Annotated in this window: 17 protein-coding genes and 2 pseudogenes; 6 read left to right on the top strand and 13 right to left on the bottom strand. The window is 66.9% G+C overall.

What is annotated here, in order from left to right:
* Positions 1 to 10: 10 nt before the first annotated feature.
* From NS365_RS22265 to NS365_RS22290, 6 genes are all read right to left on the bottom strand, one after another.
* Complete coding sequence (locus NS365_RS22265) at positions 11 to 1,153, bottom strand: Gfo/Idh/MocA family protein (RefSeq protein ID WP_058602490.1); 1,143 nt, start codon at positions 1,151 to 1,153, stop codon at positions 11 to 13.
* A gap of 4 nt (positions 1,154 to 1,157) precedes the next feature.
* Positions 1,158 to 1,916, bottom strand: coding sequence for a sugar phosphate isomerase/epimerase family protein (locus NS365_RS22270; RefSeq protein ID WP_058602491.1), 759 nt, complete (start codon positions 1,914 to 1,916; stop codon positions 1,158 to 1,160).
* Between the two features lie 111 nt (positions 1,917 to 2,027).
* Complete coding sequence (locus NS365_RS22275) at positions 2,028 to 3,116, bottom strand: ABC transporter ATP-binding protein (protein ID WP_058602506.1); 1,089 nt, start codon at positions 3,114 to 3,116, stop codon at positions 2,028 to 2,030.
* Positions 3,117 to 3,118: 2 nt separating this feature from the next.
* Positions 3,119 to 4,039 carry a carbohydrate ABC transporter permease gene (locus tag NS365_RS22280; RefSeq protein WP_058602492.1) on the bottom strand — a complete coding sequence of 307 codons (921 nt, stop codon included), beginning with the start codon at positions 4,037 to 4,039 and terminating at the stop codon, positions 3,119 to 3,121.
* On the bottom strand, positions 4,039 to 4,923 hold the full coding sequence (locus NS365_RS22285; protein WP_058602493.1) for a carbohydrate ABC transporter permease: 885 nt from the start codon (positions 4,921 to 4,923) through the stop codon (positions 4,039 to 4,041). The genes NS365_RS22280 and NS365_RS22285 overlap by 1 nt, the downstream gene beginning before the upstream one ends.
* 69 nt (positions 4,924 to 4,992) lie before the next feature.
* Positions 4,993 to 6,243 carry an ABC transporter substrate-binding protein gene (locus tag NS365_RS22290; protein WP_058602494.1) on the bottom strand — a complete coding sequence of 417 codons (1,251 nt, stop codon included), beginning with the start codon at positions 6,241 to 6,243 and terminating at the stop codon, positions 4,993 to 4,995.
* 125 nt (positions 6,244 to 6,368) lie between these two features.
* Here NS365_RS22290 and NS365_RS22295 point away from each other — a divergent pair, with 125 nt between their 5' ends.
* Positions 6,369 to 7,412: a LacI family DNA-binding transcriptional regulator gene (locus NS365_RS22295; protein WP_058602495.1), complete on the top strand. Its 1,044-nt coding sequence runs from the start codon at positions 6,369 to 6,371 to the stop codon at positions 7,410 to 7,412.
* A gap of 79 nt (positions 7,413 to 7,491) precedes the next feature.
* Here the strand turns inward: NS365_RS22295 and NS365_RS22300 are convergent, their stop codons facing one another.
* From NS365_RS22300 to hutF, 5 genes are all read right to left on the bottom strand, one after another.
* Positions 7,492 to 8,076 (bottom strand): HutD/Ves family protein, encoded by a 585-nt coding sequence (locus NS365_RS22300; protein ID WP_058602496.1) that lies wholly within the window; start codon positions 8,074 to 8,076, stop codon positions 7,492 to 7,494.
* A gap of 66 nt (positions 8,077 to 8,142) precedes the next feature.
* Positions 8,143 to 9,822: a urocanate hydratase gene (gene hutU, locus NS365_RS22305; RefSeq protein WP_058602497.1), complete on the bottom strand. Its 1,680-nt coding sequence runs from the start codon at positions 9,820 to 9,822 to the stop codon at positions 8,143 to 8,145.
* A gap of 5 nt (positions 9,823 to 9,827) precedes the next feature.
* A complete protein-coding gene (gene hutG / locus NS365_RS22310; RefSeq protein WP_058602498.1) occupies positions 9,828 to 10,628 on the bottom strand; it encodes an N-formylglutamate deformylase in 801 nt (266 codons plus the stop codon).
* Positions 10,625 to 11,854 (bottom strand): imidazolonepropionase, encoded by a 1,230-nt coding sequence (gene hutI / locus NS365_RS22315; protein ID WP_058602499.1) that lies wholly within the window; start codon positions 11,852 to 11,854, stop codon positions 10,625 to 10,627. The genes hutG and hutI overlap by 4 nt, the downstream gene beginning before the upstream one ends.
* Positions 11,855 to 11,897: 43 nt before the next feature.
* Entirely contained in the window at positions 11,898 to 13,277 is a 1,380-nt protein-coding gene (gene hutF / locus NS365_RS22320) for a formimidoylglutamate deiminase (protein ID WP_058602500.1), read from the bottom strand.
* Positions 13,278 to 13,409: 132 nt separating this feature from the next.
* Here hutF and hutC point away from each other — a divergent pair, with 132 nt between their 5' ends.
* Positions 13,410 to 14,141, top strand: a complete 732-nt coding sequence (gene hutC / locus NS365_RS22325; protein WP_058602507.1) for a histidine utilization repressor — start codon at positions 13,410 to 13,412, stop codon at positions 14,139 to 14,141.
* A gap of 186 nt (positions 14,142 to 14,327) precedes the next feature.
* Here hutC and NS365_RS22330 read toward each other — a convergent pair whose 3' ends face one another.
* Entirely contained in the window at positions 14,328 to 14,642 is a 315-nt protein-coding gene (locus NS365_RS22330; RefSeq protein ID WP_082684789.1) for a WGR domain-containing protein, read from the bottom strand.
* A 160-nt stretch (positions 14,643 to 14,802) separates the two neighbouring features.
* Between NS365_RS22330 and NS365_RS22335 the strand changes: the two genes are divergently transcribed.
* Genes NS365_RS22335 through NS365_RS22345 form a run of 3 tightly spaced genes read left to right on the top strand, consistent with a single transcriptional unit; the run spans position 14,803 to position 16,500 of the window.
* A complete protein-coding gene (locus NS365_RS22335; protein ID WP_058602501.1) occupies positions 14,803 to 15,411 on the top strand; it encodes a hypothetical protein in 609 nt (202 codons plus the stop codon).
* Entirely contained in the window at positions 15,398 to 15,766 is a 369-nt protein-coding gene (locus tag NS365_RS22340) for a winged helix-turn-helix domain-containing protein (protein ID WP_058602502.1), read from the top strand. The genes NS365_RS22335 and NS365_RS22340 overlap by 14 nt, the downstream gene beginning before the upstream one ends.
* A gap of 35 nt (positions 15,767 to 15,801) precedes the next feature.
* Entirely contained in the window at positions 15,802 to 16,500 is a 699-nt protein-coding gene (locus NS365_RS22345; RefSeq protein ID WP_058602503.1) for a di-trans,poly-cis-decaprenylcistransferase, read from the top strand.
* 109 nt (positions 16,501 to 16,609) lie between these two features.
* On the opposite strand, the pseudogene NS365_RS23895 reads toward NS365_RS22345, so the two are convergent.
* Positions 16,610 to 17,544 (bottom strand): annotated as a pseudogene (locus tag NS365_RS23895) (integrase core domain-containing protein).
* On the opposite strand from NS365_RS23895, the pseudogene NS365_RS22360 reads away from it, so the two are divergent.
* A pseudogene (locus tag NS365_RS22360) lies at positions 17,477 to 18,047 on the top strand (transposase); the annotation flags it as partial. The pseudogenes NS365_RS23895 and NS365_RS22360 overlap by 68 nt on opposite strands.

The following is an 18,047-nucleotide window of genomic DNA, read 5'->3' on the forward strand; positions in this document are numbered from 1 at the left end:
CCGATCCGGCTCAGGCCTCAGCGGGTTTCAGCAGCGACAGCGCCTCTTCATCGCTCAAGCGCTCGGGCCGCTCGCAGCGCGACGCCACGGCGACGCCGCGCTCCTCATCCGCCGAGCGCAGGATGGCGAGCATCACGTCGAGAACGTGAAACGCCCATTCGCCGTTGACGCGCGCTTGACGGCCGCCCTCTACCGCCCGCGCCATTTCGGCGAGGCCAAGGCCGCGATAATTGGCGTAGAGCGGCTTGGCGAAGGGGTAGTTCGCCTGTCCGAAGAAGCGGTCGGCCGTGTCGCTGGTGGTCCACTCGTCGCGGTTCTCCGCCCGCTCGATCCGCCCGCCGAAGAAGTTGGGGTCGGGCACGCGCAGCGAGGCGGCCTCGCCATGCAGTTCGATCGGCAGATGGGCGTGTTTCCAGACGTCCCAGCTGGCGAGCAGCGTCACCTGCGCGCCGCTCTCGAAGGAGAGGACGGCGTGAACCGTGGTCGGCACCTCCACCTCGATGCGCTGGCCGACATTCGGCCCCTCCGCCGTCACCACGCGCTCGGGCAGGCCGACGCGCCCGACCGCCGTGACCTTGGCGACAGGCCCGAGCAGCGTCACCAGCGCGCCAACATAGTAAGGCCCCATGTCGAGGATCGGGCCGCCGCCCGGCTTGAAGTAGAAGGCGGGCGCGGGATGCCAGTGCTCCATGCCGCGCGACATAATGGTGGCAACGCCCGAGATGACCCGGCCCGTCGTGCCGTCGTCGATCAGGCGGCGGCAATCCTGCAAGCCGGGGCCGAGGATCGTATCGGGCGCGGAGCCGACCTGAAGCCCCTTTTCGCGGGCGAGCGCGACGATGGCGCGCCCGTCCTCCAGCGAGGTCGCGAGCGGCTTCTCGGTGTAGACATGCTTACCGCTGTCCAGCGCGCGCAGCGAGACGCCGGCATGGGCATCCGGGTTGGTGAGGTTGAGAACGATGTCCACCTCGTCGCTGGCATAGAGCTCGTCCAGCGACAGAGCGCGCAGCCCGTACTGAGCCGCACGCGCCTCGGCCGCCTCGGTCCGCATGTCGGCGCAGGCGGTGAAGCGGATGTCGCGGAAGAGCGCGGCATTGCGCAGGTAGATGTCGGAAATGACCCCGCATCCGACGAGGCCGATACGCTGCACCATGGGGTCAGTTCCCGTTTTCGAAGCGCTGGAAGGCGCGGATGGTGGTCCGGGCGAAACGCCCGAAATCGCTGGGATTGTCGTGTTCGGCGACCATCAGGTCCGCGCCCGCCGCCTTGCCGTCCTGCCAGAGCGCGGACCAGTCGAGCGTGCCTTCGCCCACATCCGCCCAGCCGTCCTCGTCCGTCTTGGTGCCGGCGGGCGCGATGTCCTTGACATGGAGCGCGGCGACGCGGCCGGCATAGCGGCGCAGCCAGGCGGCCGGATCTTCGCCGCCGCGCACGACCCAGGCAAGGTCGGCCTCCCATTCGATCGCGGGGTCGGCATCCAGAATATGGTCGAGCGGCCGCCCGCCGCCTTCCACCATGCGCAGTTCGAAGTCGTGATTGTGCCAGGCCGTGCGCAGCCCCTCGCCCTTCAGCCGGCGCGCGACCGCGCCGACCCGCGCGCCGAACGCCTTCCAGCCATCGGCGTCCGATGGCCTGCTATCGGGCAGGAGATAGGGCAGAACGACGATCTCGTTGCCGAGCGTGCGCGCGATCTCAACAGTGCGGTCGAACTCGCCCTCCAGGAGATCGACACTGAAATGGCCGCTGCGGGCCGTCAACCCGTTCTCGTCCAGTATGGCTTTGAGCGCCGGCACATCGTCGTAAAGCCCGCGAAAGCACTCGACATCCTGATAGCCGAGCGCGGCGAGATCGCGCAGCTGATCGGCCAGCGGTGGCGCGTTGCGGGCGGAGTAGAGCTGCATGGAGAGGGTTGTCATCGGGACACTCCTTGGGGACATCGGGATGGGAAAATCGGGCCGCACGGGGCCGGACCCGCGCCGAAGGGGGCGCGGGCGTCGAGCGGGGATCAGGTGTGAGAGGGCGGCGCTCTAGAGCCGCGCGCCGTCCGGGCCGAAGAGCGAAGCGCGCGGCAGGTCGATCAGGAAGGGCAGCGGATCGCCGACGCGGTGGCTGCTCGACCCGTCCGTGCGGATGGCGATGGGCTGGCCGCCGAGCCGGGTCCAGAGAAGCGTGTCCGCGCCCATGGGCTCGACCACCTCGACCGCGCCCATGGCCGGCACGAGACCGGGGCCGGGCTCCGAGCCCAAACGAAGATGCTCGGGGCGAAGGCCGAGGCTCGCCTCGCCCGAGGGCGCGGGGCCGCCGGCAAACTCATATCCGGCCAGCGGAATGGCCTGATCGCCGGTGCGGAAGGCACCATTCTCCAGCCGGCCTTCGAGGAAGTTCATGCCGGGCGAGCCGATGAAGCCGGCGACGAAGCGGTTCACCGGCTTCTGATAGACCTCGATCGGGCCGCCGAGCTGCTGGATCACGCCCCCCTTCATCACGACGATCCGGTCGGCCAGCGTCAGCGCCTCGATCTGATCGTGCGTGACATAGATCATCGTATTGCCCAGGCTCTGGTGCAGGCGCTTGATCTCGACGCGCAGTTCGGCGCGCAGCTTGGCGTCGAGATTGGACAAGGGCTCGTCGAACAGGAAGACATCGACCTCGCGCACCAGGGCCCGGCCGATGGCGACGCGCTGGCGCTGGCCGCCGGACAGCTCGGCCGGCTTGCGCTTGAGATAGGGCTCCAGTTGCAACATCTTGGCCGCCCTCGCGACGCGCTGGGCGATCTCGGCCTTGGACGTGCCGTTCATGCGCAGGCCGAAGGACAGATTGTCCTCCACGCTCATGCGCGGATAGAGCGCGTACGACTGGAACACCATGCCGATGCCCCGATCCTTCGGCTCGGCCCAGGTGACGTTGCGGCCCGAAATCCAGATCTGCCCGTCGGTGATGTCGAGAAGCCCGGCGATGGCGTTGAGCAGCGTGGACTTGCCGCAGCCGGAGGGGCCGAGCAGCACGAGGAATTCGCCTTGGCGCACTTCGAGGTCGAGCTTGTCGATGGCCCGGAGCGAGCCGTAATGAATGTCGAGTTCGCGAACCGCGACGCTCGGCGCCTTGATCGTGGACATCATCATCCCTTCACGCTCCCCGCTGCGATGCCCCGCACGAACCAGCGGCCGGACAGGAGATAGACGACGAGCGGCACGAGGGCCGTGAGGATCGTCGCCGCCATGTTGACGTTGTAGAGCTTCTCGCCCTGGGCCGAATTGACGATATTGTTGAGCTGCACCGTCATCGGCAGGTTCTCGCGGCCGGCGAAGACGAGGCCGAGGATGAAGTCGTTCCAGATGCCCGTGACCTGAAGGATCACGGCGACCACCAGCATGGGCGTGGACATGGGCAGCATCACGTGGAGAAAGATGCGCCAGAAGCCGCCCCCGTCGATACGCGCCGCCTTGAACAGCTCGGCCGGCAGCCCCGCATAGAAATTGCGGAACAGGAGCGTCATGACCGGCAGGCCGAAAATGACATGGACGAGCACAATGCCGGGCAGCGAGCCATAGATGCCGATAGCCGAGAACAGGCGCACCAGCGGATAGATGAAGATCTGATAGGGAATGAAGGCCCCGAGCAGCAGGACGACGAACAGAACGTTCGCCCCACGCACCCGCCAGAGCGAGAGCGCATAGCCGGTGACGGAGCCGAGCGCGATCGAGGCGATGACCGAGGGAATGAGGATCTTAACCGAGTTCAGGAACCCGGCCTGGATGCCCGAACAGTCGAGCCCGGTGCAGGCGCTGGACCAGGCGGTGACCCAGGCCTGAAAGCTCGGGTCGGAGGGCCAGGCGAAGATATTGGCAAGGCGCACCTCGTCCATCGTCTTCAGCGAGGTGACCACCATGATATAGAGCGGCAGAAGGAAGAAAGCCGCCGCGATGCTCAAGAAGGCGTAGAGGCCGACGCGGCCTGCCGTGAGGCGACGCGGCCGCGCGCCGCGATGGTCGGCCGCCCGGTCGAGCGTGGCGGGCGAGAGCGTATCGAGCGTGGTCATCAGGCGCCTCCCCGCTCTTTGCGAAAATATTCGGCGTAGATCCAGTGCGCGAGAACGCAGAGGACCGTGACGAGAAGGACGGTCGAGGCGGCAGCGGCCAGGCCGATATTCTGGCGCTCGAACAAGTAGTCCATGACGTATTTGGCAGGCACCGCCGTCGCGGTGCCCGGCCCGCCATTGGTGAGCGCCACCACGAGATCGTAGACCTTCACCACCGCGATCGAGAGCAGCACGACCGACGTGATGATCATGGGCTTGAGCAGCGGCAGGACGATGGAGGTATAGACCCGCCAGGGCGGAATGCCGTCGACGCGCGCCGCCTTCCAGAGGTCTTCGTCGACACCTCGCAGACCCGCCAGCATCAGCGCCATGACGAGGCCCGCCGACTGCCAGACGCCCGCGATCACCACGGCATAGATCGCCATGTCGCGCCGAACCACCCAGTCGAAGCGGAAACTGGTCCAGCCGAGTGACTGAACCGCCTCCTGAATGCCGAGCGTCGGGTTCATCATCCATTGCCACACGAGGCCGGTGACGATGAAGGACATGGCGTGGGGATAGAGGAAGATGGTGCGAAGCCCGTCTTCGCCGCGCACCCGCTGGTCGATGGCGACCGCGAGCAGAAAGCCGAGCGCGAGGCAGAAGCCGATGAACAGGACGCCGAACAGCGCCATGTTCTGAAGCGAGACGAGCCAGCGCGGATCGCCGAACAGGCGCTCATATTGCTGGGTGCCGACGAATGTATTGACCGGCAGGAGCCGGGAATTGGTCAGTGACATCCAGACCGTCCAGCCCATCGTCCCGACATAGGCGAGAAGAACGATGAGGATGGTGGGGGACAGCGCGACCGCCGGAGCGGCCGAGCGCCGAATGCGCATCGCCATGGGCGGGCCTCCTTTTCTCGAGCGTTCAGGCAGGGGGGAGCCGCGCGGCGCGCAGCCCCGACCCTTGGCTTACTGAGCGGCGCCGATCACGGAGGCGAAGTCGGCGGCGAAGTCTTCGTCGGTCGCGGACGGGTCGTTGAAATAGGAGGTGATCGTGTCCTGCAAGGCGCCGACCGTGTCGGCGGAGACGAGGAAGTTGATCGAGGGGATCTGGTTGGCCTTGTCCTTCACCAGCGCCGCGCCGCGCTGCGCGCAGGCATCCATTTTCGATACGTCCACATCGGTGCGAACCGGGATCGAGCCCTTCTTCTCGTTGAAGGCGATCTGCGTGGCGGGGTCGAGCAGCGTCTTGGCAAGAAGCTCTTGCGCCTCGGTAGCGGCCGCCGCGCCGGTCTGCTTGGGGAAGACGAAGACATCGCCGCCCATGAGATAGGCGTCCTGGCCCGGCAGAAGCGCGCAGCCCGCTTCCTTGCCCGGCGTCATGCCGGCCGCGATGAAGTCGCCCTTGGCCCAGTCGCCCATGATCTGCACGCCCGCCTTGCCGGTGATGACCATATTGGCCGCGTCGTTCCATTTGCGCCCCGGCGCGCCGGCATCGACATAATCGCGCATCCGGTGGAAGGTGCGGGCGACGCGCTTGAAATCGTCCGACTGGACGGCCGCTTCGTCCTTGTCGCGATAGACCTTCAGAAACAGGTCCTTGCCGCCTTCGCTGAGCAGCACCGCGTCGAACACTAGCGCTTCCTGCCAGGGCTCTCCGCCCCAGGCGATGGGCGTGAGGCCGGCGGCCTTCAGCTTGTCCATATCCGCGAAGAATTCGTCGAAGCTCTTGGGCGCTTGACTGATGCCGGCCTTCTCGAAGGTCTCGGTCTTGTAGAACATCCAGTTATGGCCGTGGATATTCACCGGCACGGCGTAGAACTTTCCCTCGCGCGAGGCGGCGTCCGCGATCGGACCGGGCATCACGTCGCGCCATTTCTCGCGCATGGCCACAGCGTCGAGATCCACCAGGAGCCCCTGCCCCACGAGATCGTCGAACTGCCGGCCGGTGTTGAACTGCGAGGAGGTGGGCGGATGGCCGCCGACGATGCGGTTGATGGCGGCGGCGCGCAGGTTCGATCCGCCGGCAATGGCCGCATCCACCCAGGTGCCGCCCGCTTGTTGGTAGGCATCGGCGAAGACGCGCACGCCGGCCGCCTCGCCGCCCGAGGTCCACCAATGCATGACTTCGGCCCGCAAAGGCTCCTGCGCCTGAGCACCCGACAAGAGCGCGCAAGACATCGTGGCGCCCCAAAGGGCACCTCGCATCAGTTTCAACATGGACTCTCCTCCCAGAGACGGCTTTGTTCGACTGATGTAATCGATTACAAATGCAATGCTACTCGACAGTGTAATCGGTTACAAGCATCGTCTCGGGAAATTCGATTTTGCGGAGCAGCACGATTTTGGACGTTAAAGACAATCGCGCGGCACGGATCGGCGACGTGGCGCGCGAGGCGGGCGTTTCGACGGCAACGGTCAGCCGCGCCCTGGCGAGCCCCGAACAGGTTCGCCCGGAATTGCGCGCGCGCGTTCGGGCCGCCGTCGCCAAGCTCGGCTATACGCCCAACGCGGCGGCGCGCCAGCTGCGCGTCAAGCGCAGCCGCACCGTGCTCGTGGTCACGCGCAAGCGCTGGAGCGCGCCGTTCTTTGCGGAGGTTCTACGCGGGCTCGACGCCGAGTTGTCCGCAGCCGGCTATGCCATGGTGCTCGCCAATATGGACAGCGAGGGTCAGGACCGCAGCCGGCAACTCGTGGACATGATGTTCTCGGGCACGATCGACGGCGCGGTGTTCCTGTCGGATTTCGTGGCCGTCGCCGACGGGCGCTCGGTGTTCGACGCCGGCCTGCCGCTCGTCTCGCTCTGCGCCGCCATGGAGGGCACGCACGCGGTTCTGACCGACGAGGACGTCTGCATGGAGCGGGCGCTGCATCAGCTCTTCGCGCTCGGCCATCGCGACATTCTCTACCTTCCGGGACCGGCCGAGAATTACAACGAGATCGTGCGCTGGGGCGCCCTCGCGCGCGCCTTCGAGGCGGCGGGTCCGGGTCTCGGCCTGACGCGGGCCGAGGGCGGCGATTTCTCGCTCGACTACGGCGCGGCGGCCGCGCGCGCCTTTCTCGCGAGTGAGCGCCGCGCCACCGCCGTGATGGCCGTGTCGGATGAAAGCGCGATCGGCTTTCTCAACACGGTTCAGGACGCAGGGATTGGCGTGCCGGACGATTTGTCCGTGCTCGGCTTCGACGGCATCGAATTCGCCGATTTCTGCCGCCCGACCCTCTCCACCATCCGCCAGCCGCGTTTCGAACTGGGGCGCACGGGCGCGCGCGTCCTGCTCGCGGCCATCGACGCCGACGCGCCGCCGGCCCCGACCCGCCACGTCCTTCACAATATCCTGGACCTGCGCGGCTCCACCGGCCCGGCCCCTCGGCGTCTTGAGACGTCGTGACGGGACGCCTCAAGACGCCGAGGGGCGGGGCCGCAGGGCCACGGTGCGGACAATCCGACGTACACCGCTCCGCGCTGCGTCAGGGTGCGATCGTGATGGCGAAGAGCGTCACGGGCGTGTCGGCGGAGTGGATCGCGAGGGTCGGCAGAGCCCCCTCACCCATCAAGCTGTCATGGGCGGCGAGCGAAACGTCCTCGCCGGATGCTTCGATCCGGAGAGAGCCGGTGGCAAGCAAGAGCCACCATCGCGCGGGTCGGGACGAAAGGTGCAGGCTCTCGCCCGCATCGAGGGCAAGCCGCTCGACCTGATGCCGGAGCACGCCGCGCCGGGTCATGACGTTGAGATCGGTGATCGGCCCGCCTGATAGCGCAGCCTGTGTCGGCACGTCGGCTGGGAAACTCAGCGGCGGGCTGGCCGGCGTCAGAAGCACCTCGCCCTGCCCCTCGATCGCGAGGCGCATCCCCTCGCCCTCCAGAAGCGCCAGCGTCCGGTCAATCCCCTCGAAACACGAGAAGGGGCCATCGGCGGCGACATGGGCCATGGACACGCGCCAGTCGAAGTCGGACAGACCGGCGCCCGGCGGATGCACGAAGACCTCCACCGTTTCGCCGCCGCCGTTCTTCCAGGCCATGCGCTTGAGCTCGGCGCTTTTGAGAAGGCGCATCGATCTGTCTCCTGGAATCGGAAAGGCCGACGCGAGAAGCGCCGGCCCTGATGTGTCCGGCTCTCGTCAGTTGCCGAGAATACCCGGCAGGCGCAGGCCCTTTTCGCGGGCGCAGTCGAGGGCGATGTCGTAGCCCGCGTCCGCATGGCGCATGACGCCCGTGCCGGGGTCGTTCCAGAGAACGCGCTCCAGCCGGCGCGCGGCGTCGTCCGTGCCGTCGGCGCAGATCACCATGCCCGAGTGCTGCGAGAAGCCCATGCCCACACCGCCGCCATGATGCAGCGAGACCCAAGTGGCACCGCTCGCGGTGTTGAGAAGCGCGTTGAGAAGCGGCCAGTCGGACACCGCGTCCGAGCCGTCCTTCATCGCTTCCGTTTCGCGGTTGGGCGAGGCGACCGAGCCCGAATCCAGATGGTCGCGACCGATCACGACCGGCGCCTTCAGCTCGCCGTTCCGCACCATTTCGTTGAAGGCGAGGCCGAGCTTGTGGCGATCGCCGAGGCCCACCCAGCAGATGCGCGCCGGCAGGCCCTGGAAGGCGATGCGCTCGCGCGCCATGTCGAGCCAGCGGTGGAGGTGATGATTGTCCGGCAGAAGCTCCTTCACCTTGGCATCGGTCTTGTAGATATCCTCCGGGTCGCCCGAGAGCGCCGCCCAGCGGAACGGGCCGACGCCGCGGCAGAAGAGCGGGCGGATATAGGCCGGCACGAAGCCTGGGAAGTCGAAGGCGTTGTCCAGCCCCTCGTCCTTGGCCACCTGCCGGATGTTGTTGCCATAGTCGAGCGTCGGCACGCCGGCATGGTGGAAGGCGAGCATGGCCTCGACATGGGTGCGCATGGAGGCGCGGGCCGCGCGCTCCACCGCCTTGGGGTCGCTTTCGCGCTTGGCGCGCCATTCGCCCATGGTCCAGCCGGCGGGCAGATAGCCGTTGATCGGATCGTGCGCGGAGGTCTGGTCGGTCACGATGTCGGGCCGGATGCCGCGCTTCACCATCTCGGGCAGGATCTCGGCGGCATTGCCGAGCAGCCCCACTGATTTGGCCTCGCCCGCCGCCGTCCAGCGTTCGATCAGCGCCATGGCCTCGTCCAGCGTTTCGGCCTTCTCGTCGAGATAGCGGGTGCGCAGGCGGAACTCGATCGAGTCCGGGTTGCACTCGATGGCGAGGCAGGACGCGCCAGCCATGACGGCGGCGAGCGGCTGCGCGCCGCCCATGCCGCCCAAGCCCCCGGTCAGCACCCACTTGCCTCTGAGGCTGCCATGATAATGCTGACGACCGGCCTCCACGAAGGTCTCGTAGGTGCCCTGCACGATGCCCTGCGTGCCGATATAGATCCAGGAGCCGGCGGTCATCTGGCCGTACATGGCCAATCCGCGCTTATCCAGCTCGTTGAAATGGTCCCAGGTCGCCCAGTGCGGCACGAGGTTGGAATTGGCGATGATGACGCGCGGCGCGTCCTTGTGTGTGCGGAAGACGCCAACCGGCTTACCCGATTGGACCAGCAGCGTCTCGTCCTCGGTCAGGCTGCGCAGCGTCGAGACGATGCGGTCGAAATCGTCCCAGGTGCGGGCGGCGCGGCCGATGCCGCCATAGACCACCAGCTCGTGCGGGTTCTCGGCCACGTCCGGGTCGAGATTGTTCATGAGCATCCGCAACGGGGCTTCCGTCAGCCAGCTCTTGGCGGAAAGCTCCGTGCCGGTGGCGGCGCGCACGGTGCGCGCATTGTGGCGCGGGTTGGCGTTCGACATGGCGTTCAACCTTTCAAACCGGCGCCGAGCGCCTCAATACGGGTGAGAAGCGTGGAAAGGATCGCGCGCAGCGGCTGGGCGCGCGCGTCGTCATAGGCGAAGGGCGGAGCCTCGGTGGCGAGATGGGTCGCTTGCGCCAGTTCCATCTGGATGGCGTGGACCTGATCGACGGGCCGCCCATAATGGCGCGTCGTCCAGCCGCCCTTGAAGCGGCCGTTGAGGATGGAGGTGTAGCCCTCCGCCGCCGCGCAGGTCTCGGCCGCCACGCGTTCGATCTCGGGCGCGCAGGTCGCGCCATTGTCCGTGCCGATGTTGAAATCGGGCAAGCGGCCTTCGAACAGGAAGGGGATGATGGAGCGGATCGAATGGCAGTCGTAGAGAATGGCGAAGCCGTGCAGCGCCTTGACGCGCGCGATCTCGCCCGCCAGCGCCTCGTGATAGGGCTTGTGAAACTCGTCCCGCCGCCGGGCGATCTCGGCCTCGTCCGGCTCCTCGCCCTCGCGCCAGATCGGCACGCCGTCGAAATCGGTCAGCGGCACCAGTCCGGTCGTGTTCTGGCCGGGATAAAGGCTCGCGCCCGAGGGGTCGCGATTGGCGTCGATGACATAGCGATGGAACGTGGCGCGCACGGTGGTGGCACCCGGCAGGAGCCCGTCATAGAGGCGCTCGATATGCCAGTCCGTGTCGGCGAGAAGCCGGCCGTTCTCGTTCAGCCGGGCGAAGATGCCGGCGGGAACCTCGGTGCCGGTATGCGGCAGGCCGAGAATGACGGGCGACGAGCCCTGGTGAGTTTCCACGAGGCTCAAGCGGGCATCCCTTTCTCTTTTAGAACCTTGGCCCCTTTGAAGAACCGGGCGTGAAGCGGGTTGAAGCCAATGCGGTAGACCAGTTCCGCCGGGCTCTCGACGTCCCAAACCGCGAGATCGGCCGACTTGCCGGCCTCGATCGTCCCCGTCTCGGCCAGAAGCCCCAGCGCGCGCGCGGCCTCGCGCGTCGTGCCGGCGAGGCATTCCTCGACATTCATGCGGAACAGGGTCGCGCCCATATTCATGGTGAGGAGCAGCGAAGTCAGCGGCGAGGTTCCGGGATTGCAGTCGGTGGCGAGCGCCATGTGCGTTCCAGCACGGCGGAAGAGATCTATCGGCGGCGTCACGGTCTCGCGGATGAAGTAGTAAGCGCCGGGCAGGAGCACGGCGACCGTGCCGCTCGCGGCCATCGCCGCCGCATCCGCCTCCGTCGCATATTCCAGATGATCGGCCGACAAGGCTCCATAGCGGGCGGCCAGCACCGCGCCGCCGGCATGGGACAACTGCTCGGCATGGAGCTTCACCGGCAGGCCGAGCGCGCGCGCGGCCTCGAAGACCTCGGCCATCTCGTCTGCCGAGAAGGCGATGCCCTCGCAGAACCCATCGACCGCATCCACCAGCCCGCGCCGATGCGCCTCGTGAAGGCCGGGGATCGCGACTTCGCTGAGATAGTCCGATTTGCGATCCTTGTATTCGGGCGGCAGCGCATGGGCGGCGAGCCAGCTGGTGCGCACGCGCACCGGGCGCAGAGTTTCGAGCCGGCGCGCGGCTTCCAGCATCCGGCATTCGGCCTCGATCTCCAGCCCGTAGCCGGACTTAATTTCGACTGTCGAAACGCCCTCGGCTAACAGCGCGTCCAGCCGGGGCAATGCCGTCTCGACCAGCGCCTCGACGGAGAGCGCGCGCGTGGCCGCCAGCGAGGACACGATGCCCCCGCCTGCCCGCGCGATCTCCTCGTAGCTCGCGCCCGCCAGCCGCATCTCGAACTCGCGTGCGCGGTTGCCGCCATGGACCAGATGCGTGTGGCAGTCGATCAGCGCCGGTGTGACCCAGCGCCCGCCCAGATCGATGACATCAGCGCCCTCGCTTACGGGAAGCCCCGCGCGTGGCCCGGCATAGGCGATGCGACCATCCTCGATCATCACCGCGCCGTCCTCCACGAGGCCGAGACCGGCGGAACCTTCGGCCAGGGTCGCAAGGCGCGCATTGGTCAGGACTTGGCTCATCGCAGGTCTCCTGAAAGGGCGGAATGAACTATGAGCGCGCCGGTCATTGCAGCCGCCGCAGCGTGCGCAGAAAGGCGGCGTCGATCGCCTCGTCGGCTGCATGGCGGCGCTCGGTGATCGCGAAGCGCCCGCCCACCACGACATCGCGCACCACATCGGCGGCGGCAAAGAGCCAGCGGTCGAGGATGGTGTCGCCCTCCCCCCCATCCATCGCGGCTGCGATGAACGGATGGGCACCGTCCAGCACGATGAAATCGGCGGGCGCGCCAATGCTGAGCCCGTGTTCGGCCAGGCCGCAGGCCTGCGCCCCGCCCGCCAGCGCCGCGTCGAACAGAGTGCGCCCGGCCGAGGAGCCCGGCCCCGCGACGAGGCGGTTGCGGCGTCGATCGCGCAGCCGCTGTCCATATTCCAGAAGGCGCAGTTCTTCCGCGACGCTGGTGGCCACATGGCTGTCGGTGCCGATGCCGAGCCGGCCGCCGGCGGCCCGGAAGGCGGTCGCGGGGAAGATGCCGTCGCCGAGATTGGCTTCGGTCGCGGGGCACAGGCCCGCCACCGCGCCGGAGGCGGCCAAGCGCTGCGTCTCATCCGGCGTCATATGCGTGGCGTGGATGGCGCACCAGCGCTCGTTCACGTTCACCTCGTTCAGCAACCATTCCACCGGCCGCCGACCGCTCCAGGCAAGGCAATCCTCCACTTCGCGCTCCTGTTCGGCGACGTGAATGTGGATCGGTCCGGCCGTCGTCTCCGCCGCGAGGATAGCGGCGATCTCGCCGGGGGCGGCGGCGCGCAGCGAATGGAGAGCCAGACCCAATGTCGCGCCCGCCTCGCGGCAGGCCGGGGCGAGCCGGTCGAGAAGCGCCAGGAACCCGTCGACATCATGCAGAAACGGCCGCTGCCCTTCGCCCGGCTCCGCGCCGCCGAAATTCGAATGGGCGTAGAAGACCGGCAGATGCGTCAGGCCGATGCCAGCCGTGGCTGCCGCAGCGAGGATGCGATGCGAGGTTTCGGCGGGGTCGCCATAGGCCACGCCGCCCGCGCCATGGTGGAGATAGTGGAACTCCGCGACACGCGAGAAGCCGCCCTTCAGCATCTCGACATAGAGCTTGGCCGCGATCGCCTCGATATCCTCCGGGCGCATCAGCGCGACCGTGCGATACATCTGCGTGCGCCAAGTCCAGAAGCTGTCATCGCCAGGCCCCGCCCGCTCGGCCAGCCCCGCCATGGCGCGCTGAAAGGCGTGCGAATGGAGGTTCGACAGCGTGGGCACCACCGGCCCGGCCAGTCGCTCGCCAGTCGCCGACACCGACCCGGACGTCACCGCCGCGATGCGTCCGTCGGCCCCGATATCGATCCCGACGTCGCGCGCCCAGCCATGGGACAGAAGCGCCATCGGACAGAAGAAACGCGAGGTGGGTGATCGCATGACAGGTCCAAGATCGGGTAGGTTGCCTATACAAGATTGCTGATTTTTGGGTCGGCTGCAAGTCGGCTCTGGCGAAACGGTGCGAACTTGTCTTTATATCCGAGGGACGTGACGCCAAGGGAGGGTTCGAGCCTGTCGATCGAAGACGCCAGCGAGGGCCGGTCCGAGCCGCAGCGCCCGCTCTACGAGACGCTGAAGGACCATGTGCGCGGCCGGGTGGAGTCGGGCGAATGGCCGGCGGGCCATCGCGTGCCCTCGGAAAACGAGTTCGTGGAGATGCTGGGCGTGAGCCGGATGACGGTGAACCGCGCCCTTCGGGAACTCGCGACCGAGGGTCTGCTGCTGCGCATCCAGGGCAAGGGCTCCTTCGTCGCGCCCAAGAAGCGCAGCTCGCTGTTCCAGGGCGTTCCCAATATCGCGGACGAGATCGGCGCGCGGGGCGGCGCGCATTCGGCTCAGATCATCCTCCTGCAGGAGGAAGTGTGCGGACCGGAACTGGCCGAAGTGCTGGAGGTCGAGACCGGAACGCGGGTGGCGCATTCGGTAATCGTCCACCGCGAGGACGAATTGCCGATCCAGATCGAGGACCGCTTCGTTCATCTGCGCTTTGCGCCGGATTATGGCGCGCAGGATTTCACCCTCGTCACGCCCAACAGCTACCTCTCGGCCGTCGCGCCCATCGTGCGGGCCGAGCAGGTCATCGAGGCGATCAGCGCCACGCCTTGGGAGTGCAAGCTTCTGGCCATCGCCAAGTCGGAGCCCTGCCTCCTCGTGCGCCGTCGCACCTGGTGCGAGGCCGGCGTCGTCTCCACCGTGCGCCTTCTCTATCCCGGCAGCCGCTACCGGCTGGAAACGGGAGGATAGCGGTCTTCGGTCCACGCCGGGCGCGGCCTCCCGCTGGAAATCCGCAAGACGACACGAGTGCCACAGCCCTCCACATCGTCCAGAGATAAGCCGAGGGCAGTTGCACTCAACCTACCGAACCGGGCCGCGGTTCGAGGTCAGTGCCAAAAGCTCCACCGAAGCTTGTCCCTCCGGGCGACGATCCGTTTATCTTATGGCGGAAGGGCATTGCGTCCCGCCCGGCATCCGCTCAGGCGCCGCGCAACGCATCGACGGGCTGCCCAAGGCGGCATAGCCGCGCTGACGCTTCTGGCGCAGGAGGTCGAGGAAGAGGAGCACGGCGGCATCTTCGGTTTCGCAAGGATGCGTCATGGAACGCCCGTGCGTGCCGATCCGCCCCCATCGGCGCACGAGGCAGATTTCCCCGAACAGGCTCGGCTCGATCGACAGGCTGTAGAAGCGGGCCATGTTCCGGTCCGCATCCCTGCGTTCGATATAGAGGCGGTAGCGATGCGTGATCATGCGGGCGATTCTCCCGCACGGCGCGCCGGCCGGCCAATTCATTTTCGGAATCGATGGCGTCTGAGGGATTCACGGCTCCGATGGGTTTTCCCGCGCGAGGCGGCTTGCGATTTCTCGGCATCACAGTATACTTTGCGATGTAAAGCTCTTGGAGGTTGGGATGCGCGAGCTGAACGAGGCCCTGGCCGACATCGAGGCGATCCGCCGCCGCATGGCGGCTGGAACCGAGTTCCGGGGCTTCGGCCCGACGGCACTGGCCGCCACGGCCGGGATCGCGCTCGCGACGGCCGGGCTTCAGTTCCTGGTTCCGCCCGCCACGGCGCTCACCTTCTTCGTCGGGTGGATCGTCGCCGCCGTTCTTTGCGTGGTGCTGATCGCGGTGGAGATGGTGCTGCGCACCGGCCGCGCCCATGGCGGCCTGGCCGACGCGATGCTGCATCAGGCGATCCAGCACTTCCTGCCGGCCGGCTTTGCGGGGGCGGCCTTCGCCGCCATCATCGCCCGCTTCTCGCCCGATCAAGCCTGGCTGATCCCCGGTCTGTGGCAGGTTCTGGTTGGGCTCGGCCTGTTTGCCGCCGCTCCGTCCCTGCCGAGGGGCGCGATGCTGGCAGCGGCCTGGTACTTCGTCTGCGGCTTTGCGGTGATGATGATGCTGGCCGGCCAATCCACGATCTCGCCCTGGGCCATGGCTCTGCCCTTCGCCATCGGCCAGACCGTTCTGGCCCTCGTCATCCATCGCGCTTCGGGGTCTGACCATGCCGGGCTCTGAGACGTCCGCCCCCTTCGCCTATGACGGGCTCGACCGCGTGATCCACGAAAAGGCGCGGCTCGGCGTCATGACCTCGCTGGCCGGGCAACCCAAGGGTCTCGGCTTTGCCGATCTCAAGCGCCTCTGCGGCCTGACGGACGGCAATCTCAGCCGCCATCTCCAGGTTCTGGAAGAGGCCGGCTTCGTGCGCATCGACAAGAGCTTCAGCGGCAAGCGGCCGGTGACGACCTGCTTCCTGACCGAGAAGGGCCGGAAGAGCTTTCTCGACTATCTCGCCATTCTCGAACAAGTGGTGCGCGACGCCGCCAGCGCGTCGAAGCGCGGCCAGACCGACCTCTCCCCCAAACCCGCCTGACCCCCTCCCCTTTTTATTTAACCGGAGACTTTGCAATGCAAAGCGCTTTCCAAAACGGAATTCACCTCGGTCTGATCATGGACGGCAACGGGCGCTGGGCCACGCAGCGCGGCCTGTCGCGCAGCCAGGGCCACCGCGCCGGCGTGCGCGCCATCCGGCCGATCGTGGAAGCGGCAAAGGAGATGGGTGTCGGCACGCTGACGCTCTACGCCTTTTCGGGCGACAATTGGCAGCGCCCGGCGCCGGAAGTCGCCGTTCTCATGTCGCTCATGAAATCCTATCTCGCGGAGGAGATCGACGCGCTCGCCGCGTCCGGCGTGCGGCTTACCGTAATCGGCCGGCGCGACCGCCTCTCCGCCTCGCTGCGCCGCGCGATCGCAACCGCCGAAGCCCGCTCCGCCAAAGCCAGTGCGCTGCATCTTCGCATCGCCTTCGATTATTCGGCGCGCGATGCCATCCTCCAGGCCGCGCGGCAGGCGACGGCCGAGACGACGCGCGAGGATTTTGCGGCGCTGGTGTCATCCGGTGCGCCGGATGTCGATCTGATCGTGCGCACGGGCGGCGACCAGCGGCTCAGCGACTTTCTCCTGTTTGAGAGCGCCTATGCCGAACTCCTCTTCACGCCCCGGCTCTGGCCAGACTTCCAGCCGGAGCATCTGAAGGAGGCGCTGCGCGACTTCGCCACCCGCCAACGCCGCTTCGGCGCGCTGCCCGCAGAGGCCGTCGCGGCATGAGCAGGGCGTTGATCGCAGGGCGGGGCGTATTTTCAGGAATTCTGCCTCTGCTGGGTCCACGCGGCCGGGACCGCCTCGATCGTCGGCGCGTCTGGTCATGTTCAAGCACTCAGGTGTTCATTCCCGGCATTTGGTGGATCGGATTGACGATGAACCGGTCTGGCTCTGAGGCCCAGATCCTGGCGATGTATCCGTAGGGTGTGAGACCGCCGAGCGTCTTCAGTCGGCGGCCAAAGTTGTAGGCCGCCATGAAGTCGGCGAGATGCGTGCGAAGCTGATCGTGGCTCTCGTCGGGGAAGCGTTTGACGGTCGCGTCCTTGATCGTGCGGTTCATTCGCTCGACCTGACCGTTCTCAGGGGAAACGATTCGCCGGATCGATTTCTGATCCTGCGAACTCGGTCAGGATCGTGCGGATCCGATAGGGCACGGCTTGCAGCAAATGTTCCAGGAACGGGACTGTCAGGAACTCCCAAGCCGTCCATCTGCCAGCTTTGTCGACGAGTTGCGTGACCGCGAATTTGCTTGTCCGATCAATGGCCACGAACAGGAAGAGCTTGCCTTCGCCGGTCTGCACCTCGGCAATGTCCAGATGAAAGAAGCCAATCGGATAACGTTTGAAGCGCTGACGTTGGGGCTTGTCGCCGTTGACGTCTGGCAATCTGAATATGCCATGCCGCTGGAGGCACCGGTGGAGCGTTGACCGGGTCAGATGCGGGATCGTTGGCTGCAAGGCGTAGAGGCAGTCATCCAACGGCAGCCGAGCGTGTGGTCGAAACGCTAAGACCATCGCCTCCTCGGACTCAGTCAGGGTCGTTGATCGCGGCTCCCTCAGTCCGGTCTTCATGTCCTTCAAGGTCTAACGCTTGCGCCACTTGGCCACCGTCTTCGGATTGATGCCGAACCCGGCTCAGCGTCGCGAGCGAAGCTTGCGATCGCTGTATCGCTGCTCGGATGGCGTGCGTGGTCGTGGCGCTGCCGTATAGCCGCGGCCTGTACTCCTCTCGCCAGCTTGCCCGTGCTTGCGAGGAACGGGTCGACGTGATGGCGGTGACCGGGCTGAACCGACCGGACTTCCGTACCATCGCCGACTTCCGCAAGCGCCACCTTATGGCTCTATCGGATCTGTTCGTGCAGGTGCTGCGACTGTGCCGGGCGGCGGGTCTGGTCCGGTTTGTCCATGTCGCCGTCGAAGGGATAAAGATGAAGGCCAACGCTTCGCGCCATAAGGCGATGAGTTGTGGTCGGATGAAGACAAGCGAGCCGGCGCTGGCCGCCGAGGTCGAGGCCTGGCTCGACCAGGCACGCAAGGCGGAGGCGGGCGAGGATGGGGCACTGGACGCGGACCAGCGCGGCGACGAGACACTGGACTGGATGGCCGACAAGTAGCGGCGGCTGGAGAGGATCCGCGCCGCCAAAGCCGCGCTGGAGGCGGAAGCAGTCGATCCGCCCGATCCCGACGATGAGAGCGGAACGGGCGCATCGTCGGGCATGCGCTGGCAGGGTCGGCCCCTGCGCGGGAAGGATGGGGGACTGTCAGGAATTTCGT

Source organism: Aureimonas ureilytica (assembly GCF_001475935.1).
GTDB lineage: Bacteria > Pseudomonadota > Alphaproteobacteria > Rhizobiales > Rhizobiaceae > Aureimonas > Aureimonas ureilytica_A.

Excerpts from the sequence above, each read along its gene's own strand:
- NS365_RS22275 (WP_058602506.1), bottom strand. The coding sequence starts at position 3,116 with ATGTCCACGATCAAGGCGCCGAGCGTCGCGGTTCGCGAACTCGACATT.
- NS365_RS22285 (WP_058602493.1), bottom strand. The coding sequence starts at position 4,923 with ATGGCGATGCGCATTCGGCGCTCGGCCGCTCCGGCGGTCGCGCTGTCC.
- NS365_RS22270 (WP_058602491.1), bottom strand. The coding sequence starts at position 1,916 with ATGACAACCCTCTCCATGCAGCTCTACTCCGCCCGCAACGCGCCACCG.
- hutI (WP_058602499.1), bottom strand. The coding sequence starts at position 11,854 with ATGAGCCAAGTCCTGACCAATGCGCGCCTTGCGACCCTGGCCGAAGGT.
- NS365_RS22330 (WP_082684789.1), bottom strand. The coding sequence starts at position 14,642 with ATGATCACGCATCGCTACCGCCTCTATATCGAACGCAGGGATGCGGAC.
- NS365_RS22340 (WP_058602502.1), top strand. The coding sequence starts at position 15,398 with ATGCCGGGCTCTGAGACGTCCGCCCCCTTCGCCTATGACGGGCTCGAC.
- NS365_RS22335 (WP_058602501.1), top strand. The coding sequence starts at position 14,803 with ATGCGCGAGCTGAACGAGGCCCTGGCCGACATCGAGGCGATCCGCCGC.
- NS365_RS22300 (WP_058602496.1), bottom strand. The coding sequence starts at position 8,076 with ATGCGCCTTCTCAAAAGCGCCGAGCTCAAGCGCATGGCCTGGAAGAAC.
- hutU (WP_058602497.1), bottom strand. The coding sequence starts at position 9,822 with ATGTCGAACGCCAACCCGCGCCACAATGCGCGCACCGTGCGCGCCGCC.
- NS365_RS22265 (WP_058602490.1), bottom strand. The coding sequence starts at position 1,153 with ATGGTGCAGCGTATCGGCCTCGTCGGATGCGGGGTCATTTCCGACATC.
- NS365_RS22280 (WP_058602492.1), bottom strand. The coding sequence starts at position 4,039 with ATGACCACGCTCGATACGCTCTCGCCCGCCACGCTCGACCGGGCGGCC.
- hutF (WP_058602500.1), bottom strand. The coding sequence starts at position 13,277 with ATGCGATCACCCACCTCGCGTTTCTTCTGTCCGATGGCGCTTCTGTCC.
- NS365_RS22345 (WP_058602503.1), top strand. The coding sequence starts at position 15,802 with ATGCAAAGCGCTTTCCAAAACGGAATTCACCTCGGTCTGATCATGGAC.
- NS365_RS22290 (WP_058602494.1), bottom strand. The coding sequence starts at position 6,243 with ATGTTGAAACTGATGCGAGGTGCCCTTTGGGGCGCCACGATGTCTTGC.